Genomic DNA, 25,955 nt, shown 5'->3' on the forward strand with positions numbered 1-25,955 from the left:
GCAGTTGTCTGTGCTTCAAGCGTAAGCGCCATCTGCTGATTGTCTGCGTCCGACAATGCTGGGGAACGTTTTTCACGCGCCCAGCCTCATCTGCACCCCTTCCCCTGTTTTCCCCCCGATCCTTCTGGGATAGTTTCCGCGCAGGCATGAACTCCGTCCTGCAGGAAAGCTCCAGACCGCATGAGCCGTATTGAAACCGATGGCATGGGCCAGATTGAAGTTGCTGATGATGTTCTGTGGGGTGCTCAGACACAGCGTTCCCTGAAGTATTTCAGCATCGGCCGCGAACTGATGCCGCAGGAAATGATCGAGGCTTATGCGATCATGAAGCGTGCCTGCGCCTCGGCCAATGCAGCCAGTGGTCGACTGTCCCAGGATCGCGCCGATCTGATCCATACCGTCTGCGATGAGATCATGACCGGGCAGCATAACCGGATGTTCCCGCTCCATGTCTGGATGACGGGCTCTGGCACGCAATTCAACATGAACGTCAATGAAGTCATCGCAAATCGGGCCAGTCAGCTCACGGGTCAGCCGCTGGGTAGCAAGATACCGTTGCACCCGAACGACCACGTCAACATGGCGCAGTCCACCAACTGCAACTTCCCAACCGCCATGCACATTGCGGCTGTTCTGGGTGTACATCGCCGCCTTATCCCTGCCCTCACCAGACTGAGGGATGCCATCGCTGCCAAAGCGGAAGAGTGGAAGTATTTGGTCAAGGTTGGCCGCACGCATCTTCAGGATGCTGTCCCCATTACGCTTGGTCAGGAATGGCATGGCTATGTCGGGATGCTGACAGACAATATTGCACGCCTTGAAGCGGCCCGTGATGGCCTCCTTCCATTGGCTCTCGGCGGAACAGCGCTCGGCACTGGCGTGAATACAGACCCCGGATTTGACACCCGCGCCTGCGGAGAAATCGCGCATCTGACGCAACTGGGCTTCACGGCTGGCGAAAACAAATTCGCCCTTCAGGGCGCACACGATGCACTGGTCCACCTGTCGGGTTGCCTCCGAACTGCGGCGGGAAGCCTGTTCAAGATCGCCAATGACATTCGCCTGCTGGCCTGCGGCCCTCGTGCTGGTTTCGGCGAACTGCTGCTGCCGGAAAACGAGCCAGGCTCTTCCATCATGCCAGGCAAGATCAACCCGACACAGGCTGAAGCCCTGTCCATGCTGGCCCTGCAGGTCATGAGCAATGATGTGGCTGTTGGTTTGGGTGGCGCGTCCGGCATGATCGACATGAACGTGTACAAGCCGCTCATGATCCACAACATCATGCAGGGCATCACGCTCCTTCATGACGGATCAGAGAACTTCCGTCAGCATCTTGTCGAAGGCATTCGCGCTAACGAAGACAAACTGAAGCAGGATCTGGACCGCTCCCTCGTGCTTGTTACGGCACTTTCTCCTGCCATTGGATACGACAAGGCCGCACAGGTCGCCCATCATGCGATGGAAAAGAACCTGAGCCCGAAGGAAGCCGCTCTGGAACTGGGCTTCATGACAGCCGATGACTATGACCGCGTTGCAGATCCGCGGCTGATGCTGTCTCCCAACATCAAGGCGCCTCAGGGTCAGTAACAAGATGATACCGGCCCCGCATGACGAAAACTTCATGTGGGGCCGGTGGCAGACGAGCATCCGTGCTGGTAGGGCAGAAACAACCCTGCAATTCTCATCGGAGATGACAGACAGATGATGTCCCGCCGCGCGCTGTTGCTTGCCCTGTCCCTTCTTTCCCCCGTTTCTGCCTTTCCTGCCCTGGCGGCAGATGCCCCGAAGGACACGCCCAAAGCTGACGCAGCCAAGGCCTCAGACAGCTTTACCGGTGAAGCCGCTCTGCTTCCCACTGACTCCGTTACGAAGCATCATCTGAATGGCATCGCCTACACCGCGCATGCCGGCACCCTGACCCTCCGTGGCCCCGATGGGAAGCCGACGGCGCGCATGTTCTACGTGTCCTACACCAAGGATGGCGCAGCGGACGCCAAGCGTCCTGTCTCGTATTTCTTCAACGGTGGCCCCGGTGCCGCGACAGCCTACCTGAACCTTGGCGCCGCAGGCCCGGTCGCCCTGACCATGCCTCCCAAAGATGCAACCGACGGCACCCACGCGAAGCTTGGTGACAATCCGGATAGCTGGCTTCCATTCACGGACATGGTCTTCTTCGATGCCGTGGGCACGGGCTATTCCCGCCCGCTCGACACTACCAAGGCTGGAGACCAGTTTTACGGCGTCAAACAGGATGCCAGCACGTTTGCCAAGGCCATCCAGCTCTGGACAGCCAAGAACAGTCGTCAGTCCTCCCCACATTATCTGGTGGGTGAAAGCTATGGTGGCATCCGCTCCATCCAGGTCGCCAATGCGCTTCAGATGGAACAGGGAATTCTGTTGAACGGCGTCGTGATGCTGTCTCCTGCCATCGAAATGCCGCTTCTGGACACGGACGAGAACCCTCTGTCTGCTGCCCTCATGATCCCCAGCCTGATTTCGGCTCATGAAAGCCCGAACGTCACCCAGCAGTCGGCTGATGCAGCATATGAATGGGCGATGGGCACTTATCTTCCCAAGGTTGCGGGCAAAATCCCCAGCGGCGAAGATGGAAAAACATTCTACGCCGAAGTCGCTCACCGTACGGGCCTTCCGGAAGATGTGGTAACGCGCCAGCATGGTGTTCCGGCTATCGGGTCGCATGATGTCATGTCCCAGAACGGTCGCCTTCACGGCCTGTATGACTTTACGCAGACGATTGCCGATCCTGCGGCAGACGGTCTGGACGAGAGCCCTGACCCAACGCTGTTCGGCTTTGGCCGGGCCTATGGCAACGCGTTTTCCGGTTATGCCGCCAACGACCTCGGTTTCCAGACTCCGCTGACCTATGATCTGCTCTCCTTCAAGGTCAATTCAAGCTGGAAATGGAGCGAAAACGGCCCCGCTCCCATCCATCAGATTCCGGTTCTGAACCGTCTTCTGGCGCTTGATCCCGGTCTGCGTGTGTTCGTTGCAAACGGGTACTACGATCTTGCCTGCCCATTCGGCACAGCCCGCTGGATGAAGGACCATCTGACGGTCGGAGCAGACCGCGTTTCCCTGCATCTCTATCAGGGTGGCCACATGCTCTATACGCGCCCGGCCAGCCGTCATGCTCTATCTCTGGACGTCGCATCCTGGATGCAACAGGACGCAATCCAGCAGTAAGCCAAATTGACAACAGGGGGCCGAGAACCTTAAGGTTCACGATATATTCCTGTTGAATTGTCGTATTTTCACAGGGGTTTGCTTTTCGAGCAGCCCCTGCCTAGATGACAAGACCAAACACTTTCTGCATTTCCGCCAAGAGGGATTTTCAGACCTTGACCTTATCGTCGAAGATCTCTCTCCAGTCGGGGCAGCCCCTTTCAGATGCGCTGCTCACATCCTGTGATCGTGAGCAGATCCATCGCCCCGATGCGATCCAGCCCTACGGGCTTCTCCTGATTGCCAAGGCCGATACTCTTCAGATTATTGCCGGCGCAGGCGATCTGGAAGCGCGCCTCAATCCGAACTGGCTGGGCCAGAGCCTACCTGATCTTCTGAACATTCCAGCAGATGGGCTGAAACAGTCAGGCGGCAAGGCCCTGAACAATACCCGGGTCTCCGGCCTGCAGGACGAGACGTTCAATGCCCAGTTCCACGTCTCTGGCGAGCACCTTCTCGTAGAACTAGAGCCTCTGGACAGTCGTAATTTCCTGACGTGGGAAATCTTCAGTCAAATTGATGCCACAGCTGATCGTTTCGAGCGTTGCCCGGACATTGCCGCCGTGTGCCATCACGGCGCACAGGTCTTCGCGAAGCTGACCGAATTTGATCGTGTGCTTGTCTACCGCTTTCAGGAAGACGGCTCTGGCTGCGTGATGGGGGAAAAGCGCAATGAGGCTTTCCCATCCCTCATGAACCACCACTTTCCGGCCAGCGATATTCCCCGGCAGGCGCGTGCGCTTTATCTGCGCAACCGTATCCGTGTCATTCCAGACATTCATTACGAAGCTGCCCCTATTCGCCCTGTTGAGGCTGGCACCACAGGCATCGACCTGAGTGATGTTCAGCTTCGTAGCATCTCACCCGTTCATTTGCAGTATATGTCGAATATGGGCGTGGCGGCCTCAGCCTCGATCTCCCTGGTCGTGGACGGCATTTTGTGGGGCATGATCACCTGCCACAACGCGACACCGCGTATCCTCTCCGAGGACATCAGAGCCGCATGCCGGACGCTCGCTGGCGTCATGTCACGTCAGCTTCGAAACAAGGAAGAACTCATCACGTATCAGGAGCGTCTGCGCCTGAGGAATGCGATTGAGTTCGCGACGTCCCATTTCGACCCTGCCGCGTCCGTAAAGGACAATCTGCAGCGATCCGTTACGGAGTTACGCAGCCTGTTTCCCTGCGATGGCTTTGCAGTCATTGATCAGAAAGAGATCAAAACGTCTGGCAAGGTTCCTGAACATTCGGATCTCCTGGCCATTCGTGACTGGCTCCGCCTGGGCAGCAACGGCGGGATTTTCTGTAGCTCCTGCCTGGGCAAGGACTACCCTCCCGCAGAAATGTGGCCCGAGGCTTCTGCCGGAATTCTGGCCATCACACTGCCTTTCCGAACTTCCCTGACGCTTGTCTGGAGCCGGGTCGAGATCGTTCAGGTCATTGAGTGGGCTGGCAATCCTCACAAAGGAGCACCTGACCACGACGGGATTCTGCATCCTCGCAAATCTTTTGAGTCCTGGGAGCAGACCGTTCTGGGTCATTCCCATCGATGGACAACAGAACAGAAGCAGGCCGCCCGTCGTCTCCGCCGTACCCTGATTGCCGATTATCAGACCCAGCAACTCCGCGAGTTGAATGCGACCCTGACGGCAACAGTTCAGGAACGTGAGAGCCTGATTCAACAGAAAGACTTCCTGATCCGTGAGGTAAACCACCGTGTGCAGAACTCACTGCAAATGGTGGCATCTTTCCTGAAGCTTCAGGCCCGGACGTCCACGAACGAAGAAACGACCGAGGCCCTTTCTGAAGCCCAGCACCGAATTGCAGCCATCGGGCTGGTTCATCGGCGTCTGTATCGTGGCGATCAGATGGGCATGGTTGATCTGAGCCGCTACCTTGAAGAGTTGATGGAAGAGCTCTGCTCTTCACTTGGCGAGGAATGGCAGGCACAACTTCGCATGGTTCTGTCACCCGTCTCCATTTCGGCAGACCGCGCCATCAATGTAGGGCTGGTTCTGACGGAGCTGGTCATCAATGCCAGCAAATATGCCTACGGCGGCCAGGCCGGTCCGCTTTACCTCTCGCTTTCCGTCACTGGCGACCGTCTGACGCTGACTGTTTCTGATCAGGGCCGTCATGACATCAATCTGAACGGAAGCGGTTTCGGGACACGCATGATGAAGGCTGTCGTCGGAAGCCTTGGTGGTACCCTCACCTATACGCCGCTTTCCCCGGGCCTTGAGGCTGTCATGGCCGTGCCGCTCGACATCAACGGACCTGCCTCAGCGCATGAAGACATTCCTGACGGTCTGTATTCCTGAAAGCATCTTTCCGAGCACAAAAAAGCGCCTGCTCCCTCATGAGAGCAGGCGCTTTTTTTATAAGGTCGCAATAGAGCGAATATCACTCAGGAAACCAGATTGCCTTCTTTGTCCACGAGCGTGATCGGATAATCACCCGTGAAACAGGCATCGCAGTAGCGACCTGCGCCATCCGTACGACTTTCATGACCCAGCGCCCGATAGAGACCATCAAAGCTGATGAAGGCGAGGCTATCCACGCCGATAACAGCAGCCATTTCTTCCATCGTATGCGTTGCTGCCATCAGCTTGCTCTCTTCGGGCGTATCAATGCCATAGAAGCAAGGGTGGCGCGTTGGTGGGGACGTAATGCGCATATGCACTTCCGTCGCACCGGCTGCGCGCACCATATCCACAATCTTGCGAGACGTCGTTCCACGTACAATCGAGTCATCGACCAGAACGACCCGACGCCCGGCCAGAACCGGACGATTGGCGGAGTGCTTCATCTTCACGCCAAGATTTCGGATCTGATCCGTTGGCTCAATGAATGTCCGGCCGACGTAATGATTACGGATAATGCCCAGCTCAAACGGGATACCGCTCTCAGCCGCATATCCGATAGCAGACGGTACGCCAGAGTCCGGCACTGGCACGACAACGTCTGCTTCGACTGCCGTCTCGCGTGCCAGCTCTGCACCGATGCGCTTGCGGGCTTCATAGACAGGCTGGCCTTCAAGCACTGAATCAGGCCGTGCAAAGTAGATGTATTCAAAAACGCAGAAGCGCCCACCCTGATCGCCAAACGGGCGAAGGGACCGAAGCCCCTCAGAGTTTATCACCACGATTTCGCCTGGCTCGATGTCCCGAACATATTCCGCGCCAATGATGTCAAGCGCACAGGTCTCACTGGAAAGAACCCAGCCACCATTCGAATCTTCGTAACCCGGCATCCGACCTAGAACCAGCGGACGCACGCCCAATGGGTCACGCATGCCGATCAAGCCGTCATCGGGCGTCAGGGTAATGAGGGAGTAAGCCCCCTTCACCTGCTTGACGGCGTCAATGAAGCGATCGAGCACCGTGGTATAGAGGGAAATGGCGATGAGATGGATGAAGACTTCCGTATCCGTGGAGGAATGGAAGATACATCCGCGCTTTACCAGCGCCTGCTTCAGTGTGGCAGAGTTGGTCAGATTTCCGTTATGGGCAACGGCCAGACCACCGAACTCGTAATCCGCATACAGCGGCTGCACATTCCGGACATGCGTTCCACCTGTGGTGGCGTATCGGTTATGACCGATGGCAACACTTCCAGGCAGCGTTGCCATGACACGGCTGTCTCCGAAGACATCACCGACCAGCCCCAGACCTTTGTGCTGATGGAACCGTTCGTTATCGAAACTGACGATTCCGGCAGCTTCCTGACCACGATGCTGAAGCGCATGGAGTCCAAGAGCGGTCAGGGCAGACGCATCAGGCACGCCCCAGACGCCGAAAACGCCACATTCCTCGTAAGGACGGTTGAGAGTATCGGAGGCAGTCATGCAGTTCGGCCTTTCCGGACTGGGTTCACAACGACGCGTCATGACCGCTTGTGGGCGGCGATGCAAGATGTGGTTGCAATGAATGTGGCAGATAACCGGCAAGTCGGGATGCTCCGGCCTCAATATATGGCCCGGTGAAGCTTCCCTGCATCAGGTAGGAGGTCCAGGACCCGAAAAAAGACCCTGCCAGCAGATAAAGTGCGATCAGCATCACATATCCGCGCAGAATGCCGAAAATAGCGCCCAGTATGCGATCTACGCCGCCAAAAAGAGTGCCCCTCACCGCTGCACCCACACGCCCGGCGATCGTCGTCAGCGTCAGCAGGATGACGATGAACAGGACTGCCGCGCTTGCGCTCTCCGCCAGCCAGCTCTCATGCAGATAGGGAGAAATCCATGGAACCAGGGCAGCATGGAACCGATAGGTGAGAATGACGGCCGAAGCCCAGGCGACAAGCCCGGAAAGCTCTGTGGTAAAACCGCGTGTCAGCCCCCAAAGAGCAGACAGACCAATCACGATCAGCACGCCGATATCCAGCCGGCTCAGGTCATCCGGCGAAATATGAGACAGATCTGGAAGAGAGGGCATGGCTCAGGGCAATTTGGTGGAACGATAGTGGCCGCCTTTACGCGGACGGATGCCATTAGCACGAAGTTCTTCCGCAAGGCGGATTCTTTCGTTCAGTTCTGCCCAGACCTGATCAGCTTCAACGCCGCGGGCTTTCCACACCTTCTCAAGAAGACCGACGAAAGCCGCGCTTTCACGGACCAAACCGGCGCGATCATTGACCATGACATGCAGAACGCAGTTTGAAGCCGAATTGCCCAGCCGGGTCGCCAGTTTCGTGACTTTGCGGGTTTTCCGGAATGGGAGAAGGTCTTCCTTAAGCGGCATCACTCTATGATGAGGGTGATGGCCTATGGACGCAAGGCCATCACCCTCAATCATTCCGCGTCAGGTGTTATTCCGCAATCGTTTCTACTTCATTTTCCGGAACATAAAGTTTTGCGCCATGTTCCTGAAAGACTTCACTCATCTGCGCCATACCATCCTGACGTTCTGCCTCACGGCGAATGTCATGGCTGATCTTCATGGAGCAGAACTTCGGGCCGCACATCGAACAGAAATGAGCCGTCTTGTGAGCCTCTTTTGGAAGCGTTTCGTCGTGAAAGCTGCGTGCCGTATCCGGGTCCAGCGCCAGATTGAACTGATCTTCCCACCGGAACTCAAACCGTGCACGGGACAGGGCATCATCCCGCAACTGAGCTGCCGGATGCCCCTTAGCCAGATCAGCAGCATGAGCCGCAATCCGGTAGGTTATGACACCCGTCTTCACGTCTGAGCGGTCTGGCAGACCCAGATGCTCCTTCGGTGTCACGTAGCAAAGCATCGCCGTCCCGAACCAGCCAATCATGGCCGCCCCGATACCAGAGGTGATGTGATCATAGCCCGGCGCGATGTCGGTCGTTAGCGGACCGAGCGTGTAGAACGGTGCTTCACCACATTCCTTGAGCTGCTTGGTCATGTTGACCTTGATCTTATGCATCGGCACATGACCCGGCCCTTCAATCATGACCTGACAGCCCTTTGCCCAGGCCACCTTCGTCAGTTCGCCCAACGTCGTCAGTTCAGCAAACTGCGCCGCATCATTCGCATCGGCAATTGACCCCGGACGCAGCCCATCCCCCAGTGAAAAGGTGATGTCATACCGGCGCATGATGTCGCAGATTTCTTCGAAGTGCTCGTAGAGAAAGCTCTCACGATGATGCGCCAGACACCAGGATGCCATGATGGAGCCACCACGGGAGACAATTCCCGTCGTACGCTTTGCTGTCAGCGGGATGTGCTGAAGACGGACACCAGCATGAATTGTGAAATAATCCACGCCCTGCTCGGCCTGTTCGATCAGCGTGTCGCGGAAGATCTCCCACGTCAGCTTCTCAGGAACACCATTCACTTTCTCCAGCGCCTGATACAGCGGCACCGTGCCGATTGGCACTGGAGAGTTCCGCATGATCCAGTCACGGATGTTGTGAATGTTTCGGCCTGTAGAAAGATCCATCACCGTGTCCGCGCCCCAGCGGATGGACCAGACCAGTTTTTCCACCTCTTCGGCCGCAGAAGACGTCACAGCCGAATTGCCGATATTGGCGTTCACCTTCACAAGGAAGTTGCGGCCAATAATAACCGGCTCAAGTTCCGGATGGTTGATATTGGCGGGAATGACAGCCCGCCCCCGCGCCACTTCTTCGCGCACGAATTCTGGCGTGATGAACGCTGGAATTTCCGCACCGAAATCCTCGCCATCTGCCCGGCGCTCTTCCGCTCCCTCAGCCATTTCAGCACGACAGACGTTTTCGCGATGAGCAATATAGATCATCTCTTCCGTGATGATCCCGGCCCTCGCATATTCATACTGCGTGACGTGCTGTGCGCCCTCACCCGAATAGACTTCGTGCGGTGCCGGACACGCCGGAACAGCTTGCGCTTCGCTTGCGAAGCCGTTGTCTTCCGGCTTCACGGCCCGCGCTGCAACCCGCTCGAAGCCCCGCTTGGCGAGCCATTCTGCACGTGGAGCCGAGAGGCCCTTCGTCACATCAATCGTGACAGACGTGTCTGTATAAGGACCAGACGTGTCATAAACTCTAACAGGCGCTTCATTCGCTGACGGATGCAGCGCAATTTCGCGATATGGAACCAGAATATCCGGGCGTCCCGGCGCTTCGGACCATTTCTTGCAGGAACCCTGAATTGGGCCTGTCGTCACATGGCCTACAGCTGGTCTCTGGTTCAGGTTTTGTGGAATGTCACCCATGTTCGCCCCCTCTGAGGCAGAGGGAGCAACAGCACGCACCACTGGCAAAGCCAGTTTCGTTGTGTCTCAACACCATTCCCTCCGCCGGTTCTAACCGGATCAGGTTTCCCGGATGCAGGATGCACCCGGCAGGGTCGTCACACCGCAGACCTTACAGTCCTTCAGTGACCTCTCAGCTTCTTTTGGCGAAGCTCCCCCTGGTAGGGGCCACACTCATCGCATCGGCTTCGTCCTGTCAATGCGTTTCACCGTGAAGTGTGTCGGGGAACCAGCTATGACCTGCTTTACGTTTTGAGGAGACACGCTCTTGAACCTGTATGTTTTCTATCTCGGTGGCGCAGCACCCGGCGCGAACATCGAAGTTCATGATGTTCAGTTTGCGATCGCGAACAAGCCGGAAGATGCTTATCCATCACTTGCAGAACGCTGGTTTGGGGTTCGGAATTCCCTGCACGTCGATGCTTATGGCATCATCACATGGGCGGACGGACACGCCGTCACACTCAGTCCTGAAAAGCCTACAGGCACCCAATCGCTCTATTTCATCAATATGGGTGGATATGCGGCCGGTGAGTTGAAGGAAGAGCACGCTTTTACCTTCCTCGTCGCCACATCGGCAGAGGATGCCAAGGCAAAAGCCAAAAAGACCCTATTACCGGGCTATGACCATCGCCACCGCGACAACTTCATGGAAGTGGATGACTGTCTGCCGCTGGAACAGATTGATGGGCTTTATATCCATCTGACTCCACAGAACGACGGGCACCCTATCACAGCGCTTTGGCAAGGCTACCGAAAGATCTGACGTCCCTGCGCTTTATCTCACGGAGCTACTCATGCCTGATCAGATGCCAGTTTACCTGTTTTCTTACGGAACACTCCAGCAACCCGAGATTCAGCTGTCCTCATTCGGTCGCCTGCTGCATGGTGAAGAAGATGCGATGACGGGCTATCAAGCGTCGATGATGGAAATCACGGACGCTGCTGTCATCAAGGCCAGCGGCAAACGCTTTCATCCTGTTATTCACCCGAGTGACAATCCACAGGACGAAATCACAGGGCAAGTCTTTCGCATCACTGAACCTGAGCTTCTCGCTGCCGATGCTTACGAAGTGTCTAGCTACAAGAGGGTGCAAGTTACACTGCGCTCAGGCAAAAATGCGTGGGTCTACGTGCTCGCCTGACCAGCTCCGAATCAAAAAAGGCAGCCAGTGACCCGGCTGCCTTTCTCAGAATTCAGAACGCTGTCTTACCTGACTTCAGGCAGCCTCAGAGCGCTTGAGCTGACGTTCGCGCCAAAGCGTGGAGAGTGCTTCAACCAGTTCATCAATTGCTTCGTTCGTATGAAGCGGCGTCGGCGTCAGACGCAGACGCTCAGTTCCGCGCGGGACGGTCGGGAAGTTAATCGGCTGGATGTAATGCCCAAAGCGGTTCAGCAACTCATCGGAGAGATCCCGACATAGCTCAGCCTCACCCACCATGACGGGTACGATATGGCTCGGATTGCCGACATGCGGAATACCTGCCTTGTCCAGAGCAGCGCGCAGATAGGCTACAGCGCGCTGCTGTCCGTCACGTTCTGCGCTGCTGCGCTTGAGATAACGGACGCTGGCCAGCGCACCCGCAGCAATCATCGGCGGCAGAGCCGTGGAGAAAATGAAGCCTGAACCGAAAGAGCGCACGAAATCGCAAAGGGGGGCGGAGGCAGCAATGTAGCCGCCCACGACGCCATACCCCTTGCCGAGCGTCCCTTCGATCACCGTCAGACGATGAGACAGGCCCAGCTTTTCAGCCACGCCCGCACCATGATCGCCGTACATGCCCACGGCATGAACTTCATCAAGGTAAGTCATGGCGCCGTATTTGTCGGCCAGATCACAGAACGCTTCGATCGGGGCGATATCGCCATCCATGGAATAGACGGACTCAAACGCGATGATCTTCGGAACGTCTGCTGGAAGTTCCTTCAGGCGACGCTCCAGATCTTCCACATCGTTATGACGGAAAATCTGCTTTTCAGCGCGGGAATGACGGATGCCCTCAATCATGGAGGCATGGTTCAGTTCATCAGACAAAACCACACAGTTCCGCAGACGGCCCGCAATAGTGCCGAGCGTTACCCAGTTGGACAGATAGCCCGAGTTGAAAAGCAGGGCGCTTTCTTTCCCGTGAAGGGAAGCCAGCTCTTTTTCCAGTTCCACATGATAGTGGTTCGTGCCGGAAATGTTGCGCGTTCCACCTGCGCCAGCGCCCGTCTCATCAAGGGCATCATGCATCGCCTTGAGGACTTCCGGGTGTTGCCCCATGCCGAGATAATCGTTGGAACACCACACTGTGACGTCACGACCGAGCCCATGATGATAGGCTTTCGGGAAATTGCCGGACCGGCGCTCAAGTTCCGCAAAATAACGGTAGCTGCCATCGGCGCGCAGACCGTCCAGGGCGGACTGGAACATCGCATCATAATTCATCGCGTTTTCTCCTGCGCGGCACTGTAATCCTGTGAAATCTTTCCGCCAAGTGCCTGCTCCAGATAGGCCAGCAGAACACGAAGCCGCGCAGGCATCTGCATCCGGGTGGCACCACACCCCACGACCATAAACCAGACAGACAGAACACTCCCCCGCCACTTCGGCAGAACCTCAACCAATCGCCCCGCATCCAGATCCCTCCGCAGCATGAAATCTGGCAGAAGCGCTAGGCCTGAGCCATTTCGGAGCGCGGGCAAAAGCATGTCCCCACTATTCACCATCATCCTGCTTCGCAGACGAACAGAGGCCTGCTGGCCGTTCTCATGCGTAAGGCGAAGAAGGTCTGGCAGATCGGAATTCGCGTAGAGCAACCCTGCATTGCCTGAAAGATCTTCCGGCTTTTCGATCGTCCCGAGTCTCTCCTTCATTTGTGGCGAACAGACCAGCCGCATCACGGAACGACAAAGAAGATGAGCCCCTCCGTTGGTTACGGGGGCGAGATCTCCCGGTGTAATGCGGACGGCTGCTTCGAACCGGCCACTCAGCAGATCGACGGTCCGGTCATCCAGATCAATCTCCATGGAAATATCCGGATACCGGTCCATAAATTCCGGCAGAACAGGTCCAAGAATATCCAGCCCGAACCCCATGGGAGCCGCCAGGCGGATGGTTCCTCTCGGGCTGACTGAACCTTCCCGCAGTTCTGCTTCCAATCCTTCGCCATCAGCCAACATCCGCCGGGCACGTTCCAAGCACGCCACTCCGGCCGATGTCAGGGAAAGATGACGCGCACTTCGCTGAAAGAGAGTCGTTTTCAGGCGATGCTCCAGACGCGCAATCACCTTGGACACAGTAGGCGGGGACAGCCCAAGAGTGCGCGCTGCAGAGGCGAACGAGCCGCTTTCAGCGACACGGGCAAAAACAGCCCATCCTTCCAGATCGGGGAGCATACAGCCTCTCTAAGATGCGCTTTATGGAAACTTTATATTTCCATCAATTCCATTTTCTTTACGCCACATTGCGCCCATCTTGAAGACCATAACCTTTACTGAGGAGCGACCAATGCTCGATATCAGACCCTTCTCCTCGCTTGGCCACGCCAACCATGGATGGCTGGACGCCCGGCATCATTTCTCTTTCGCTGGCTACACGGATCGGCACCGCATGCACTGGGGCCGTCTGCGCGTCTGGAACGATGATAAAATCGAAGGTGGGACAGGCTTCGGCGCTCATCCGCACAAGGACATGGAAATCATCACCTATGTTCGCACCGGAGCCATTTCTCACGAAGACAGCCTTGGCAACAAAGGCCGTACGGAAGCTGGCGACGTTCAGGTCATGTCTGCCGGCAGCGGCATCGTCCATGCCGAGTTCAATAAGGAAACTGAAGACACCACCCTCTTCCAGATCTGGATCATCCCCAATGAACCAGGTGGCACGCCCAGCTGGGGCACTCGCCCTTTCCCTAAGGACGCCCGCAGCGGACGGTTCGTAACGCTTGCCTCCGGCTTTCCAGAGGATGACGCTCTGCCGATCCGCGCCAAGGGACGCGTTTTGGGGGCAACCCTGAAAGCGGGCGAGACCCTGACTTTCGAAACAAGCCGGGAAAACTTTTCCTATCTCGTACCAGCAACAGGAAGTCTGGAAATCGAGGGGCGCACCGTTGCAACGCGAGACGGGGCAGCTCTGACGGATGTGGAAACCATCGTCATGACGGCCCTGGAAGACGCAGAAATTGTGCTGGTAGAAAGTGGCCCATTAGACTGATGCGGAAGGGCGGAAACATCACGCAAAGGTGTTTCCGCCCCATGCTACACACGCCTTCTTCAAACGTTGTTATGACAGGGCCAAGTCCCACCGGATGCGGCCAGTTTCTCCCTTGATGAGGAGTACGGGTCATGACAACCACGACTGAGACCAAAGGCCAGAAATCCACCTCGCTGTTCGTCCGCTTCGGGGACTGGCTCAGCAATGCAAGCATGGACAGGTCTGGCTTGACGGAAGTGACAATCCGTCTGATGCGTGACGACTGTCACCTTGCCACCCGTGTGAGCGAAATTCACAACACGGAAACCAACCCGCTCACCCCCAAGGAAGTCGAAACGCTCATGGGTGAGAAGCATCTCAAGTATATTGCAGACCAGACGGGACAGTCGCTTGAAGCGATTGAGGATGCCCTGACACAAGTCCTCCCCATGCTTGCTAACCTGCTTCGCGTGGATCCAGAGCGCCTGTTCCAGTACCAATGCAAGATCTGAAGTCATGACCGGCAGCTCTTTCATGTTTGTAGAGAGCTGCCGGTTATGCTGGCTACAGCCCTTCGGCTGTCCGGGTCATACGTCGTCGTCTTGACCGACCGTCTACACTGGCGAACCGCTCGGTAATCTGAGCGGTCGTTTCAGCACCCGCCAAAATCAGGCCAGACGCCTCAGAGCAACCGGTTTTCTGAACGAATTCCAGTTGCTTTGGCGTGTCCACACCCGTGGCACGAATGCACAAGCCCAGCGCTTTAACGGCTTCAAGAGCAGCACGATAAAAAACAACTGCACCTTCATCGAGCTCTGGCACACTTCCCTGCAAACTCCAGGACAGCGTAGATGCAGACAGAACTGCGAGATCAAACTGCACACCATCCAACAGGCCGCTGACGGCGCGTTCTCTCAGCAAAGTCAGACTGGAGACCGAGGAGCCAAATCCGTTCGTGAAGATCTGAACGCCACGGTCCCGAAGAGATGCCAGCGTGTAACAGACTTCGCGCTCCTCCTGAGCGATCCCGCTTTCCTGGAAAACCAGATCCAGACGTGAAATCGGAAACCCACTCTGATCCAGAACACTGTTCAAGCGACCGTTGAAAGCAGTATCCGGCGCCTGATCGTCTTCAAGTGAAACCATGAGCCGCATACCCTCTGGCCAGCTCGCGGCCTGTGTACAGGCAACCTGCAGGAGCTCCAGATCAAACTCTCTCTGTTGCTGCTCAAGCGGCTTGCGACGACTTCGCCTCACGGTCCGTCGGGGAATAGCCAACCAGAGCTGACTCATGTCCACCTGAGCACCAATCAGCTTTTCCATTCCTGCTCGGCCAGCCCCCATCCGAGGCAGCCATCGCAAAGGCGGCAGTGCACTTTTCTGGCGCGCCCGGCGACTGCGCAGGGTGGTGGCGAACATCGTGGCACTCGTCGGAGAAATATTCGTCTCGGACCTCACAGGATCATCTCTTCGGTCTCTGGTCACAGCGCCAGTCACTCCGGGGCCAAATGAGGCTGCGTCCGCAAAACTGACATCCCGTCCTGCATCATCCAATTTCGAACATCTCCTGTTCCATCTGTGCGACAGAATGACGGGAGAAGGCTAATTTTCCCTTAACAACTCCCATTTCCCGCTCACTTTCCCGTGGGGTCGCAACAAAATGGCTGTGGAACCAAGAGTGAAATTCTTCGTTCGCTCAATCAGGACAATTCTGCTACCGATTCTGCTCAAGCGGATTTTCCGTGCCACTTCCTTCAAGCGCGCAGGTTCAATCTGCCTGTCAGGACATTGTTGATGACGGATGCTCTCGCTCGCTCCGCCCCGAACACGTCTTCCCGCAACTCTCTCAAGGCTTTGCTACCTTTCTGGCAGGTGACGTTCGCGTCCTTTCTGGGATGGTTTCTGGACGCTTTTGACCAGACATCCCTGATGTTCACACTGCCGGACATCGCTCATGATTTCAGCTGCACCATCGGCACACTGGGAATGGTTCTGACGGCCCAGTCCCTTGGACGCGCCATCGGCAACACAAGCTGGGGCTGGCTCGCGGACCGTTACGGCCGTCGTCTGGCCTTTATGCTCGGCGTGGTCTGGTTTGGTGTCTTTTCTGCCATGACTGGCCTGTCCCACAGTCTTCTGATGCTGGGCATAGTCCAGTTCCTGTTCGGCATCGGTTTTGGTGGCGAATGGACCGCCTCTGCAGCCCTGCTGATGGAAAGTGTTCCCGCCTGGACACGCCCGATGGCGTCTGCGCTCATGATGTCAGGTTATGAAGTCGGATATTTTGCAGCAGCTGGAGCACAGGCTCTGATCCTGCCGCATTATGGCTGGCGCGTGCTGTTCTTCATCGGATTGGCGCCTGCTCTTCTGGCGATTTTCATTCGTCTTGGGGTCAAGGAAAGCCCGGTCTGGCTGCGGAACCGGGCAGACCGCGCGGCCGGTCAGGCCAAAACGCCGACACAGCCTCTTCCCAAGGTAAAATTCCGCCTGAACGGAGCGGCCATACAGGCAATTGCCTTCATGGCGTTTCTGGAATTTCAGAAAGCGGCCATTTACACATTTTACCCGACGATCCTGCGTGGCAGCCACCACCTGACACCGCAGGACATCTTCATTCCCATTACCCTCTACTGCATCGGATCGTTCGCTGGAAAAATCCTGTGTGGCTGGCTGGCAGAACGATGGGGTGACCTGAAGGTCATGCTTGGGGCGATCGCGATTGTCGTTCTGACAATCTGGCCGTTCCTGAGCGCTCCGTCCTGGAGCATGCTGCTGACGGCAGCCTTCGTCATGGGCGCTGCTGCATCCGGTATCTTCGCCCTCGTGCCGCATTATCTGGCAAAATGCTTCCCTTCCGAGACACGTAGCTTCGGCATGGGGCTGGGTTATGCTCTAGGGTCTATCGGGCAGGGTATTGCCGGATGGCTAATCCCGGGAATTGGCCGGACACCGATTACGCTCCCGCTCACTGCGGAAGCCTTCGTGGTCGGGTCCAGTGCTGTCACGGCCGGTATCGCCCTGCTTCAGCCGAAGCACCTTCCGGGTGAAACCATGGAAGGCGACGAAGAAGCAGCCTCTTAAAGAGAGGCTGCCAGCCACTCGGCGGTACGGATTCCATCTATGCCGGCGGACAGAATACCGCCGGCATATCCTGCCCCTTCGCCCGCTGGGAAAAGCCCACGCAATGTTGGGCTTTGGCCATCACGGTCTCGCTGAAGCCGGATCGGGGAAGACGTACGCGTTTCCACTCCGGTCATGACAGCATCATCCATCGAGAAGCCGTTTAACTTGCGCTCAAAACGCGGCAAAGCTTCACGAATGGCGTCCGAAACAAAATCCGGCAGACAGAGTGTCAGATCAGTCGGCGTAACACCCGGCTGGTAAGACGGCACGACGTCCCCCAGCGTGGTAGAAGGGCGACCGGCCAGAAAATCCCCGACGCGCTGTGCAGGAGCACGGTAATCGCCGCCACCAGCCACAAACGCCGCTTTTTCCCATTTCCGCTGAAGTTCGACACCCGCCAGAACATCGTGCGGAAAGTCCTTTTCCGGCGTCACTTCAACGACAATTCCACTATTCGCATTCCGTTCGGCACGGGAATACTGGCTCATGCCATTGGTCACGACCTGTCCGATTTCAGACGTCGCCGCCACGACCTGTCCGCCCGGGCACATGCAGAACGAATACACAGCCCGGCCATTCGACGCGTGATGAACCAGCTTGTAATCAGCGGCCCCCAGCAGATCGTTCCCGGCGTATGAGCCGAAACGGGCGGTATCAATGACGGACTGTGGATGCTCGATCCGCACACCGATAGAGAACGGCTTGGCGTCCATGGTGACATTCGCATCACGGAGCATTTCGAAGGTGTCGCGTGCGGAATGCCCAACGGCCAGGATAACGCGCTCGGCAGGCAGGGTCTCTCCCGTTGAAAGGCGCAGGCCTCGCAAACGGCGTTCCGTTCCCTCACCCTCCATGTCAAAGCCATCGACGCGCGTCTCAAACCGGTACTCGCCGCCGAGACGCTCGATTTCCTCACGGATGAACATCACCATCGTGACCAGTCGGAAGGTCCCGATATGGGGCTTGGAGACGTATAGGATCTCTTCCGGCGCACCCGCCCGAACAAACTCTTCAATGACACGTCGGCCCAGATTGCGAGGGTCGGACACGCCAGAGTAGAGCTTGCCATCAGAGAACGTCCCGGCTCCACCTTCCCCAAACTGGACGTTGCTCTCGGGCGTCAGAACGGATTTCCGCCACAAGGCAAACGTATCAACCGTTCGGGCGCGAACCTCTTTGCCACGCTCGATGATGATAGGCTTGAGACCGGCCTGTGCGAGCGTCAGCGCCGCCATGATCCCGCAAGGACCTGCCCCGATAACCACAGGGCGCGACATCCCCTCGGGCAACTTGGCTTGGGGAAGATGATAGGTTGTGTCAGGCGTGGAGCGAACATGCTGGTCCGCTTCGTGAGCCGCAAGGACAGACGCCTCGTCCGTCACGTCACAGTCGATGCTGTACACCAGAACGATGTGACCGCGCTTGCGGGCATCGTAGCCGCGTCGGGCGATCTTGAAACTTTTCAGGGCCTCGGAGGGGATATTGAGGCGCGTCAGCACCGCCTCCCGGAGCGCCTCTTCAGAGTGCTCCAGCGGCAGGCGCAGTTCTGTCAGGCGAATCATGCGTCGTGCTTTTCTTTGTGCTGGGCGGCGTCAGGCTGCGGATCGGCGTGATGCGTATCCGGCGAACCTTCCATGATGCGATCCATGACGGCCATCAGAACACCGGACACAACGAAGGCCAGATGAATCCCGACGCTCCATTCCAGAGCGCGCGTGGAGGTGTCATCCACCCGAATGAAATCAGCCAGAACATGGATGGCAGACATGGCGACGATGGACGCCATGAGCTTGATCTTGATATCCCCGAACGTCACGTGACCAATCCAGGACGGATAGTCTTCGTGCTGGCGGATATCGAGACGGGAAACAAAGTTCTCGTAGCCCGAGAACATGACGATCAGCAGCAGGTTCGCAAGCAGGACTAGATCGATCAGATCCAGCACACCAACGAAAACGTCATCGAAATCCAGGCCTGTTGCCTTGAGAACAAGACCCAGAAGCTGCTGGAAGAACTTGAAGGCCACCAACAGCAGCCCGATGGTGAGGCCGAAATAAAGCGGTGCGGCAATCCAGCGGGTTGCGAAGAAGGCACGTTCCATGACGTGTTCTGCGCGTCGCGAGGACAAGGGATTGCTACCGGGTTTCTGGCCCTGTGGGGAAGAAGGAGTCGTCATGGTCCTTCTGTACGATTTTGCGAGCGTTTCCGCCAATGCCTCTTTGCTACGCCGTATCGATTATCCAACCCGACGCAAGGCAACAGCCTGACCAACGGCGGAACTGGAACCTGACAGCACGCGTCGCTCCCGGTCCAGATAGCGAAGGCAACTGACCCTTAGGAACGACGCCATATTCGGCAGTTCACCACGCAGTTCGAGAATTTCGTCCGAAAGCTTGGTGATGAGCTGATTGACGGTCATGCCATCTGCCGCTGCGATTTCCGTCAGGATGTCCCAGAACATGTTTTCCAGCCGGATCGTCGTTACGACCCCATGAATCCGCAGCGACCGCGTGCGGCTTTCATAGAAGATGGGATCGGCACGGACATAGAGTTCACACATATGGGCTCTCCTGACGGAACAAAGGCTCAGGCTTCGATTTTGGTTCCCAGAACCTTCAGGAACTGACCAATCCATGCCGGATGTGCTGGCCAGGCCGGCGCTGTTACGAGCTTGCCGTCTGTCACAGCGCCATCAATTGCGATGGCCTGATAGTCAGCTCCTGCGAGGATCATTTCAGCACGACAGGCCGGATAAGCGGAGACCTTGCGGCCTGAAATGACATTCGCTGCGGCGAGAAGCTGCGGGCCATGGCAGACAGCGGCAATCGGTTTGTCAGCCGTGACAAAAGCGCGGATCAGGTCCAGCACGCTCTCATCGGTGCTAAGCTGCTCCGGGGCACGGCCGCCGGGAATGACCAGTGCGTCATAATCTTCCGCTTTTGCGCCTGCATAAGTGGCGTTCAGCGTAAAGTTATGACCGCGCTTTTCAGTGTAAGTCTGATGGCCTTCGAAGTCGTGGATGGCCGTTGCTACCTGCTCTCCAGCCTTCTTGCCCGGTGACACCACATCAACCTTGTGTCCCACCATCAGCAACATCTGGAATGGCACCATGATTTCGTAATCTTCAACGAAATCACCTGCGAGCATGAGAATACGTTTACCGGCCATTGGATCATCCTGACGATCAAGGTTCACAATACTGCTCCCTTCTTACCGCATTCGGGAAGCGCGTGGGTAATAGGTGGTGACGACATTCCGCTCTGTCACCATGGCCTCCCACTTGCCTGAATATGAGAGCTCACGCAGAACTATTATTCCGTTCAGTCATGGCACCCTGGTGCCTTCAGAAGGCCCTGTTCCGTCATGAAGAATGCTGCCGCGATTGAGGTGCATGACCTCCGCAAGACATATCAGGTCCGTGATGGCGGCAGCTGGCGTGGCAAAACGCGCGAAATCACGGCTCTGGACGGCATTTCTTTCACAGTCCCCGCAGGCGAGATTGCCGGTTTCATCGGGCCGAACGGCGCTGGGAAATCTACTGCCATCAAAATTCTGGCGGGTATTCTGCGCCCGACCTCCGGGACCGTCCGTGTTGGCAACCTGATCCCTTGGGAAAACCGGATCGCACATGTCGCGCGGATCGGCGTGGTGTTTGGCCAGCGCACGCAGCTCTGGTGGGATCTCTCTGTTGGGGAGGGACTGGCGCTTCTTCGGGATATTTACAGCGTGGAGCCAGCGCGGTTCCTTCGCAACCAGGAGCGTCTGGCGGATGCGCTGGATCTGCACGGCATCATGGATCAGTCCGTCCGGCAGTTGTCTCTGGGACAACGCATGCGGGCAGAAATCGCCGCTGCCCTGATCCATGATCCGGATGTGATTATTCTGGATGAACCTACGATCGGGTTGGATGCCCCGTCCAAGCTGGCGGTACGCGCTTTTGTGCGGGATCTACGACGCGAGCGCGGCACAACGGTGCTTCTGACCACGCATGACATGCATGATATTGAAGCACTGGCAGACCGGGTCATCGTCATCGGTCATGGTCGTATTCTTGCAGATAGCCCGTTTGAAGCCCTTCAGGCGACCACTCTCTCGGAACGAATTCTGGAAGCAGATTTTACCGGGCCGCTGCCAGACCTGCTTCTGCCCGAGGGGGCGACAGAAACAGCGCGTGGCTCTCGCAGCGTGACGATCACGTTTGATCCGCAACGCCTGCCCGCGCCTCTGCTTGTAGCGCATCTTTCGACACTGCCAGGCTTGGGTGATCTGCGGATCGGGCGCCCGGCGATTGAAGAAATTATTACACGCTTCTACGCGGACCACGCATCGTGACCATCAAACCCTATGTGACGTCTTTTGTCCTGCAATGGAAAATTGGTCTGCGATATCGTCTTGCGGTACTGGCGGGGCTTGTGGCGCAGATGTGGTTCGGCGCGATTTCCCTCATGGCCTATGCCGCGGTTTACCATCATGCCCCCGGCGTGGATGCACCCATGACGCTGCGTCAGGCCATGACGTACACCTGGATCCAGCAATCCCTCTTCACCCTGCTTCCTCTTGGCTGCCTCCCCGCTATTGGTGAAGCAGCAAAGAGCGGAGCAATCGTCTATGACCTGTTACGCCCCGTCGATCTATGGAACTGGTGGCTCTCGGCTTCGCTTGCCCGTCTTCTTGGCAACGCCATTCCGCGCGCAGTTCTTCTTGCCGCTGTCGCAGGGCCACTTGCTGCCCTCGTTGGGCTGAATGGCTGGAGCCTTGCTCCGCCCGCCTCATTGTGGGCCGCAATGCTGGCTCTGTGCTCCTTCATCCTTGGTGCTTTCATCTCCGCAAGCATCGTGATGTGGTGGAATATCGTCACGGCCCGAACGTTATCGCCTCTCGGAACGTATGCTGTCGGCACACCCTTGGCTGTTCTGCTCTCAGGAATGCTCCTGCCGCTGCCGCTTTATCCGGACTGGGCGCGTGAGTTGCTCCTGTTCCAGCCTTTTGCCGGAATTTCTGACATTCCCATCCGGCTCTACATGGGCATGGCCATCCCGGGCGGCGTTCTGACCGCCTTGGGCATTCAATGTTTCTGGCTGGCCGCACTCACACTTGTGGGGCGCTTCTGGATGCATCGCACCATCTCCCGGATGGAGGTTCAGGGCGCATGAATGCGTTTTCACTCTACCGGCGCATGGCAGCAGCCTCGATCAAGGCACAACTGCGGTATCCCGGAACATTAGCGCTTCAGCTCATTGGAAATTTCGTCACCACCCTGCTGAGCTTCTTCGGAATCTGGAGCCTGTTCCAGCGGTTTGGCAGCATCGCGGGCTGGGATATTGGCGCCGTGGCCGTTCTATACGGACTGGTAAACGTGTCTTTCGCAATTGCCGAAACTCTTGGCCGCGGCTTTGAGGTTTTTGGCGGCGAGTACGTCAAGACAGGTTCATTCGACCGACTTCTTCTTCGCCCACGCTCGACACTCGTCCTGCTTCTTGGCCACGAACTGAGACTTCGCCCGATCGGGCGCTTCCTTCAGGGAGCATTCGTTATGGGAGCAGGTCTCTGGCTCTCGCCACATGTCTCATGGGCGACAGTCTGGCTTTTGCCTTGGGCAGTGACGGGTGGGGCCGCCATGTTTCTGGGCGTTCTGATCGGGCAGGCCGCCCTGTGCTTCGTAACGGTTGAAGGGCTGGAGGTTGTAAACGTCCTGACCTATGGCGGCGTGGAAGCAGGACAATACCCACTCACCATGTTCGCACGCTGGCTCCGTCGCTTCCTGACATGGGCGCTCCCACTATCGGCTGTCTGTTACTATCCGGCTCTAGCCATGCTGAACCATCCTGATCCTTTGGGCATGCCTCTCTGGTTCGGCCTGCTGTCTCCAGGGATGGGCTTTGCGTTCCTCGGCCTGATGGTTCTGTGCTGGCAGAGAGGCGTAGCCGGATATGTTTCAAGCGGGAGTTAGGGCTGTTTGGCCGGATAGCCCCACTTGTTGATGCGATAGTCAGTGTCGAAGCACATCATGATCCACACCGGAATCATCCCGATCACCGTAAAGTACAGGAGCATCCACCAGCCTGACCGACCGGTATCGTGCAACCTCCTGACAGACACACTGAGATCTACAACGAACATGTAGAGGCAGGGCAGAATAAGGAGAAGGTTCAGCAGCCCTGCAATCACACTTCCACTGTGTTTGAGATCATCGGAAATCACGGAGATCAGGATCGTCCAGCAGATTTCAACAATCCTGAAGTACCAGTATTCCTTTCGGCGGGAGCGGCCCTGAAAGTCTGTTGCCCGGCGGAAGCAACTACGAACGGCGTCAGTGAAAGACATGTCCGCAGCGGGCAAAGACGCAAACTGCCCGGCCTGAATATCCAGAAACACATTGTTGGCCATTGTGCCCCAAGGCTCGAAATCCACCCGCTGCCCCTTCATGGGCGCCAGAGTGTCCCGCCAGTTCATTTTCGAAAATGCATACCGGACGTCCTGATCATTCAGGATCACGCCTTCGCCCGTCTGAACATCAAATCCGAGAACGGTGCCTTTCATGGACACTCTCCCTGCAAGTCCCCCTCTGCTGACATTGCAGGGCTAGGTCTCCTCTTTGTTACGGAATATAACCGACGCGTCCACCCACAGCGTTGAAAAACCCTGCTCTATCAACATGCGCGCACTGACAATTCTGGACGAGCCAGATCATCGCTTGGGTTGATGGAACGAGATGCTATATGATGCGAGACCCCAGCCACAGATTTGCCCGGACATGACATCAGATCACAGCCACACGTGCGCACACGGCCATGACCACACTGATCATGACCATTCTCATGCAGATGGGCACGACCATGCCTCTCATGATCACCAGGATCATGACCATGAGGGCTGTGACGGGCACGATCATGGGTTTGGTTTTGGACGTCCGCATACGCATGCACCGGCGAATTTCGGCCGTGCGTTCGCTATCGGGATCGTCCTGAACACAATTTATGTTGTGGCCGAAGCCCTCTGGGGTGTCTGGGCACACTCGCTGTCCCTTCTGGCAGACGCAGGCCACAACCTGTCGGACATTCTAGGCCTTGGTGCCGCATGGCTGGCGGAAAGCCTGGCCCGTCGTGCACCCACGACACGTTTCACCTATGGCCTGCGTCGTTCCACCATTCTTGCGGCCTTCGTGAATGCGACGGTCCTGCTGCTGGTGACGGGTGGGATCATCTGGGAATCCATCGTTCGTCTTTTCGCGAATGCGCCCGTCGAGGGATCGGTCGTCAGTTGGGTGGCGCTCGTCGGAATTGCGGTCAATGCGTTTACTGCCCTCCTTTTCATGAAGGGGGCCTCGAACGACCTCAATATTCGCGGTGCGTTCATGCATATGGCGTCTGATGCCATGATGGCCTTTGCCGTTGTGATTGCAGGGCTCCTGATCACATGGACCGGCTTTCAGATCATTGATCCGATCGTCAGCCTCATTGTCTCTGTGTCCATCATTGTCGCGACATGGTCCCTGCTTAAAGGGTCGGTCTCGCTGTCACTGGATGGCGTTCCTGCCGGAATTGTACCCGCGGACGTTCAAACCGCCCTACTGGCCGTTCCCGGCGTCAGTGGACTGCATCACCTGCACATCTGGCCGATGAGCACGACAGAAACAGCTCTTACGGTCCACCTGCTGCGGGATGAGACGGCACAGCAAAGCCCCGAACAGATCATCACGCAGGCCACAATCCTCCTGCGTGACAAGTTCAAAATTTCTCACCCCACCTTCCAGATCGAAAGTCCACCAGCGTCCTGCGATCTTCAACAGGTCTGCTGCTGAGAGCTTCAATGACGTCCACACGTATCAAGATTGCCTACGCTTCCATTGGGATGAGCGTAGTGGTTCTGGCCATCAAGTACGCAGCATTCTGGGTCTCCGGCTCAGATGCACTGCTGTCTGATGCCATTGAAACCATTCTGAATGTCATTGCGGCATTCGGCACCCTGTGGGCACTCTCCATTGCAGCGCTGCCCGCTGACGACAATCACCCTTACGGCCACGGCAAAGCAGAATACCTGTCCGCTGTGATCGAAGGCGTTCTGGTTGTTCTGACGGCACTGGGCATTCTCGTCGTGGCCGTACATGACTGGATGCATCCGACGCCGGTTCATGCCCCCTTCCAGGGTGTTGCACTGAATGCACTCGCCGGTGTCGTCAATCTGGTCTGGGCACGCATTCTCATCGGGTTCGGCCGGAAGAACTCCTCACAGGCCCTGCTGGCTGCAGGGGAGCACGTTCAGTCAGACGTCTGGGCGACTGTTGCGCTGGTCATCGGCGTGTCCCTGATCCCCGTCATCAAATGGGACCGACTGGACGCAGTTCTGTCAGCCCTGGTTGCCCTGAACGTTCTGCGGGCTGGCTTCTCGATGATGAGCCTGTCCATGTCAGGTCTTATGGATGAAATTCCAGGTACAGAGGCGGTGGAAACCGTAAAGGCTGTCATCTCCTCAAGCGGAACGGGCGCTCTCGAAGCGCATGATCTGCGTTTGCGGAAAGTGGGCCCCTTACATTTCGTCGAGTTCCACCTCGTCGTTCCGAGCGAAATGAGTGTGCATGACGCGCATGAAATCTGCGACTGTATTGAAGCTGGTCTGCGGAAAGAACTGGGCCGGGCTTCGATCCATATCCACGTAGAACCTGCTGACAAGGCCAAGCATTCCGGCGTTCTGGTCCTGTCCTGACAGCTT

General features: G+C 57.0%; 25 protein-coding genes and 1 riboswitch. Of the genes, 13 read left to right on the forward strand and 12 right to left on the reverse strand.

Features of this window, described 5'->3' with window-relative positions:
- Positions 1-180 precede the first annotated feature (180 nt).
- The 3 genes from ABDK75_RS11365 to ABDK75_RS11375 all read left to right on the forward strand — a co-directional run bounded on the left by ABDK75_RS11365 (position 181) and on the right by ABDK75_RS11375 (position 5,564).
- Positions 181-1,587 (forward strand): class II fumarate hydratase, encoded by a 1,407-nt coding sequence (locus ABDK75_RS11365; RefSeq protein ID WP_346005944.1) that lies wholly within the window; start codon positions 181-183, stop codon positions 1,585-1,587.
- Positions 1,588-1,701: 114 nt separating this feature from the next.
- The gene (locus ABDK75_RS11370) at positions 1,702-3,204 is read left to right on the forward strand and encodes a S10 family serine carboxypeptidase-like protein (protein ID WP_346005945.1); all 1,503 of its coding nucleotides are present in this window, start codon (positions 1,702-1,704) and stop codon (positions 3,202-3,204) included.
- Positions 3,205-3,359: 155 nt separating this feature from the next.
- Positions 3,360-5,564 carry a histidine kinase dimerization/phosphoacceptor domain -containing protein gene (locus ABDK75_RS11375; RefSeq protein ID WP_346005946.1) on the forward strand — a complete coding sequence of 735 codons (2,205 nt, stop codon included), beginning with the start codon at positions 3,360-3,362 and terminating at the stop codon, positions 5,562-5,564.
- 86 nt (positions 5,565-5,650) lie between these two features.
- Here ABDK75_RS11375 and purF read toward each other — a convergent pair whose 3' ends face one another.
- Genes purF through thiC form a run of 4 tightly spaced genes read right to left on the reverse strand, consistent with a single transcriptional unit; the run spans position 5,651 to position 9,906 of the window.
- Positions 5,651-7,090 carry an amidophosphoribosyltransferase gene (gene purF, locus ABDK75_RS11380; protein WP_046899973.1) on the reverse strand — a complete coding sequence of 480 codons (1,440 nt, stop codon included), beginning with the start codon at positions 7,088-7,090 and terminating at the stop codon, positions 5,651-5,653.
- 25 nt (positions 7,091-7,115) lie between these two features.
- The gene (locus ABDK75_RS11385; protein ID WP_086634374.1) at positions 7,116-7,679 is read right to left on the reverse strand and encodes a CvpA family protein; all 564 of its coding nucleotides are present in this window, start codon (positions 7,677-7,679) and stop codon (positions 7,116-7,118) included.
- Between the two features lie 3 nt (positions 7,680-7,682).
- A complete protein-coding gene (locus ABDK75_RS11390; RefSeq protein ID WP_086634373.1) occupies positions 7,683-8,039 on the reverse strand; it encodes a hypothetical protein in 357 nt (118 codons plus the stop codon).
- A 13-nt stretch (positions 8,040-8,052) separates the two neighbouring features.
- Positions 8,053-9,906, reverse strand: coding sequence for a phosphomethylpyrimidine synthase ThiC (gene thiC, locus ABDK75_RS11395; protein ID WP_046899976.1), 1,854 nt, complete (start codon positions 9,904-9,906; stop codon positions 8,053-8,055).
- Positions 9,907-9,964: 58 nt separating this feature from the next.
- Positions 9,965-10,114: riboswitch (TPP riboswitch) on the reverse strand.
- Between the two features lie 99 nt (positions 10,115-10,213).
- Between thiC and ABDK75_RS11400 the strand changes: the two genes are divergently transcribed.
- Together ABDK75_RS11400 and ABDK75_RS11405 are read left to right on the forward strand one after the other, a co-directional pair.
- Entirely contained in the window at positions 10,214-10,711 is a 498-nt protein-coding gene (locus ABDK75_RS11400; RefSeq protein ID WP_099210717.1) for a DUF1543 domain-containing protein, read from the forward strand.
- Between the two features lie 31 nt (positions 10,712-10,742).
- Complete coding sequence (locus ABDK75_RS11405) at positions 10,743-11,090, forward strand: gamma-glutamylcyclotransferase family protein (protein ID WP_346005947.1); 348 nt, start codon at positions 10,743-10,745, stop codon at positions 11,088-11,090.
- A gap of 75 nt (positions 11,091-11,165) precedes the next feature.
- Here ABDK75_RS11405 and hemA read toward each other — a convergent pair whose 3' ends face one another.
- Both hemA and ABDK75_RS11415 read right to left on the reverse strand, forming a co-directional pair.
- Complete coding sequence (gene hemA / locus ABDK75_RS11410; RefSeq protein ID WP_339405719.1) at positions 11,166-12,377, reverse strand: 5-aminolevulinate synthase; 1,212 nt, start codon at positions 12,375-12,377, stop codon at positions 11,166-11,168.
- Positions 12,374-13,327 carry a LysR family transcriptional regulator gene (locus ABDK75_RS11415; protein WP_211516023.1) on the reverse strand — a complete coding sequence of 318 codons (954 nt, stop codon included), beginning with the start codon at positions 13,325-13,327 and terminating at the stop codon, positions 12,374-12,376. The genes hemA and ABDK75_RS11415 overlap by 4 nt, the downstream gene beginning before the upstream one ends.
- 112 nt (positions 13,328-13,439) lie before the next feature.
- Here ABDK75_RS11415 and ABDK75_RS11420 point away from each other — a divergent pair, with 112 nt between their 5' ends.
- Both ABDK75_RS11420 and ABDK75_RS11425 read left to right on the forward strand, forming a co-directional pair.
- A complete protein-coding gene (locus tag ABDK75_RS11420) occupies positions 13,440-14,144 on the forward strand; it encodes a pirin family protein (protein WP_086634369.1) in 705 nt (234 codons plus the stop codon).
- 131 nt (positions 14,145-14,275) lie between these two features.
- Complete coding sequence (locus ABDK75_RS11425) at positions 14,276-14,635, forward strand: YidB family protein (RefSeq protein ID WP_086634368.1); 360 nt, start codon at positions 14,276-14,278, stop codon at positions 14,633-14,635.
- Positions 14,636-14,687: 52 nt separating this feature from the next.
- Here the strand turns inward: ABDK75_RS11425 and ABDK75_RS11430 are convergent, their stop codons facing one another.
- On the reverse strand, positions 14,688-15,581 hold the full coding sequence (locus tag ABDK75_RS11430; protein WP_346005948.1) for an EAL domain-containing protein: 894 nt from the start codon (positions 15,579-15,581) through the stop codon (positions 14,688-14,690).
- Positions 15,582-15,917: 336 nt separating this feature from the next.
- Between ABDK75_RS11430 and ABDK75_RS11435 the strand changes: the two genes are divergently transcribed.
- Positions 15,918-17,204: an MFS transporter gene (locus tag ABDK75_RS11435; protein ID WP_046899984.1), complete on the forward strand. Its 1,287-nt coding sequence runs from the start codon at positions 15,918-15,920 to the stop codon at positions 17,202-17,204.
- On the opposite strand, the gene ABDK75_RS11440 is transcribed toward ABDK75_RS11435, so the two are convergent.
- The 4 genes from ABDK75_RS11440 to ABDK75_RS11455 are packed head-to-tail and all read right to left on the reverse strand — an operon-like array spanning position 17,201 to position 20,414.
- A complete protein-coding gene (locus ABDK75_RS11440) occupies positions 17,201-18,808 on the reverse strand; it encodes an FAD-dependent protein (RefSeq protein WP_346005949.1) in 1,608 nt (535 codons plus the stop codon). The two genes, ABDK75_RS11435 and ABDK75_RS11440, sit on opposite strands and share 4 nt — an antisense overlap.
- Entirely contained in the window at positions 18,805-19,422 is a 618-nt protein-coding gene (locus ABDK75_RS11445) for a TIGR00645 family protein (RefSeq protein ID WP_064273814.1), read from the reverse strand. The genes ABDK75_RS11440 and ABDK75_RS11445 overlap by 4 nt, the downstream gene beginning before the upstream one ends.
- Positions 19,423-19,482: 60 nt before the next feature.
- Positions 19,483-19,806: a ribbon-helix-helix domain-containing protein gene (locus ABDK75_RS11450; protein ID WP_064273812.1), complete on the reverse strand. Its 324-nt coding sequence runs from the start codon at positions 19,804-19,806 to the stop codon at positions 19,483-19,485.
- Between the two features lie 26 nt (positions 19,807-19,832).
- Entirely contained in the window at positions 19,833-20,414 is a 582-nt protein-coding gene (locus tag ABDK75_RS11455; RefSeq protein ID WP_064273810.1) for a DJ-1/PfpI family protein, read from the reverse strand.
- Between the two features lie 195 nt (positions 20,415-20,609).
- Here ABDK75_RS11455 and ABDK75_RS11460 point away from each other — a divergent pair, with 195 nt between their 5' ends.
- Genes ABDK75_RS11460 through ABDK75_RS11470 form a run of 3 tightly spaced genes read left to right on the forward strand, consistent with a single transcriptional unit; the run spans position 20,610 to position 23,196 of the window.
- Positions 20,610-21,578, forward strand: coding sequence for an ATP-binding cassette domain-containing protein (locus ABDK75_RS11460; RefSeq protein ID WP_346005950.1), 969 nt, complete (start codon positions 20,610-20,612; stop codon positions 21,576-21,578).
- Complete coding sequence (locus tag ABDK75_RS11465) at positions 21,575-22,399, forward strand: ABC-2 family transporter protein (protein WP_086634362.1); 825 nt, start codon at positions 21,575-21,577, stop codon at positions 22,397-22,399. Before ABDK75_RS11460 ends, ABDK75_RS11465 begins: the two co-directional genes overlap by 4 nt.
- Entirely contained in the window at positions 22,396-23,196 is an 801-nt protein-coding gene (locus tag ABDK75_RS11470) for an ABC-2 family transporter protein (protein ID WP_346005951.1), read from the forward strand. Before ABDK75_RS11465 ends, ABDK75_RS11470 begins: the two co-directional genes overlap by 4 nt.
- On the opposite strand, the gene ABDK75_RS11475 is transcribed toward ABDK75_RS11470, so the two are convergent.
- Positions 23,193-23,786 (reverse strand): DUF805 domain-containing protein, encoded by a 594-nt coding sequence (locus ABDK75_RS11475; protein ID WP_099210734.1) that lies wholly within the window; start codon positions 23,784-23,786, stop codon positions 23,193-23,195. The two genes, ABDK75_RS11470 and ABDK75_RS11475, sit on opposite strands and share 4 nt — an antisense overlap.
- A gap of 214 nt (positions 23,787-24,000) precedes the next feature.
- Between ABDK75_RS11475 and ABDK75_RS11480 the strand changes: the two genes are divergently transcribed.
- Both ABDK75_RS11480 and ABDK75_RS11485 read left to right on the forward strand, forming a co-directional pair.
- Positions 24,001-25,047 (forward strand): cation diffusion facilitator family transporter, encoded by a 1,047-nt coding sequence (locus ABDK75_RS11480; protein ID WP_086634359.1) that lies wholly within the window; start codon positions 24,001-24,003, stop codon positions 25,045-25,047.
- Positions 25,048-25,055: 8 nt separating this feature from the next.
- Positions 25,056-25,949, forward strand: coding sequence for a cation diffusion facilitator family transporter (locus ABDK75_RS11485; RefSeq protein ID WP_346005952.1), 894 nt, complete (start codon positions 25,056-25,058; stop codon positions 25,947-25,949).
- The last annotated feature ends 6 nt before the right edge of the window (positions 25,950-25,955 follow it).

This window comes from Gluconobacter sp. OJA (genome assembly GCF_039638325.1).
Lineage (GTDB): Bacteria > Pseudomonadota > Alphaproteobacteria > Acetobacterales > Acetobacteraceae > Gluconobacter > Gluconobacter cerinus.

Coding starts and splice junctions, on each gene's coding strand:
- ABDK75_RS11365 (WP_346005944.1), top strand. CDS start 181: ATGAGCCGTATTGAAACCGATGGCATGGGCCAGATTGAAGTTGCTGAT.
- ABDK75_RS11370 (WP_346005945.1), top strand. CDS start 1,702: ATGATGTCCCGCCGCGCGCTGTTGCTTGCCCTGTCCCTTCTTTCCCCC.
- purF (WP_046899973.1), bottom strand. CDS start 7,090: ATGACTGCCTCCGATACTCTCAACCGTCCTTACGAGGAATGTGGCGTT.
- ABDK75_RS11385 (WP_086634374.1), bottom strand. CDS start 7,679: ATGCCCTCTCTTCCAGATCTGTCTCATATTTCGCCGGATGACCTGAGC.
- ABDK75_RS11390 (WP_086634373.1), bottom strand. CDS start 8,039: ATGATTGAGGGTGATGGCCTTGCGTCCATAGGCCATCACCCTCATCAT.
- thiC (WP_046899976.1), bottom strand. CDS start 9,906: ATGGGTGACATTCCACAAAACCTGAACCAGAGACCAGCTGTAGGCCAT.
- ABDK75_RS11405 (WP_346005947.1), top strand. CDS start 10,743: ATGCCTGATCAGATGCCAGTTTACCTGTTTTCTTACGGAACACTCCAG.
- hemA (WP_339405719.1), bottom strand. CDS start 12,377: ATGAATTATGATGCGATGTTCCAGTCCGCCCTGGACGGTCTGCGCGCC.
- ABDK75_RS11415 (WP_211516023.1), bottom strand. CDS start 13,327: ATGCTCCCCGATCTGGAAGGATGGGCTGTTTTTGCCCGTGTCGCTGAA.
- ABDK75_RS11420 (WP_086634369.1), top strand. CDS start 13,440: ATGCTCGATATCAGACCCTTCTCCTCGCTTGGCCACGCCAACCATGGA.
- ABDK75_RS11425 (WP_086634368.1), top strand. CDS start 14,276: ATGACAACCACGACTGAGACCAAAGGCCAGAAATCCACCTCGCTGTTC.
- ABDK75_RS11435 (WP_046899984.1), top strand. CDS start 15,918: ATGACGGATGCTCTCGCTCGCTCCGCCCCGAACACGTCTTCCCGCAAC.
- ABDK75_RS11440 (WP_346005949.1), bottom strand. CDS start 18,808: ATGATTCGCCTGACAGAACTGCGCCTGCCGCTGGAGCACTCTGAAGAG.
- ABDK75_RS11445 (WP_064273814.1), bottom strand. CDS start 19,422: ATGACGACTCCTTCTTCCCCACAGGGCCAGAAACCCGGTAGCAATCCC.
- ABDK75_RS11450 (WP_064273812.1), bottom strand. CDS start 19,806: ATGTGTGAACTCTATGTCCGTGCCGATCCCATCTTCTATGAAAGCCGC.
- ABDK75_RS11455 (WP_064273810.1), bottom strand. CDS start 20,414: ATGGCCGGTAAACGTATTCTCATGCTCGCAGGTGATTTCGTTGAAGAT.
- ABDK75_RS11460 (WP_346005950.1), top strand. CDS start 20,610: ATGAAGAATGCTGCCGCGATTGAGGTGCATGACCTCCGCAAGACATAT.
- ABDK75_RS11470 (WP_346005951.1), top strand. CDS start 22,396: ATGAATGCGTTTTCACTCTACCGGCGCATGGCAGCAGCCTCGATCAAG.
- ABDK75_RS11475 (WP_099210734.1), bottom strand. CDS start 23,786: ATGAAAGGCACCGTTCTCGGATTTGATGTTCAGACGGGCGAAGGCGTG.
- ABDK75_RS11480 (WP_086634359.1), top strand. CDS start 24,001: ATGACATCAGATCACAGCCACACGTGCGCACACGGCCATGACCACACT.
- ABDK75_RS11485 (WP_346005952.1), top strand. CDS start 25,056: ATGACGTCCACACGTATCAAGATTGCCTACGCTTCCATTGGGATGAGC.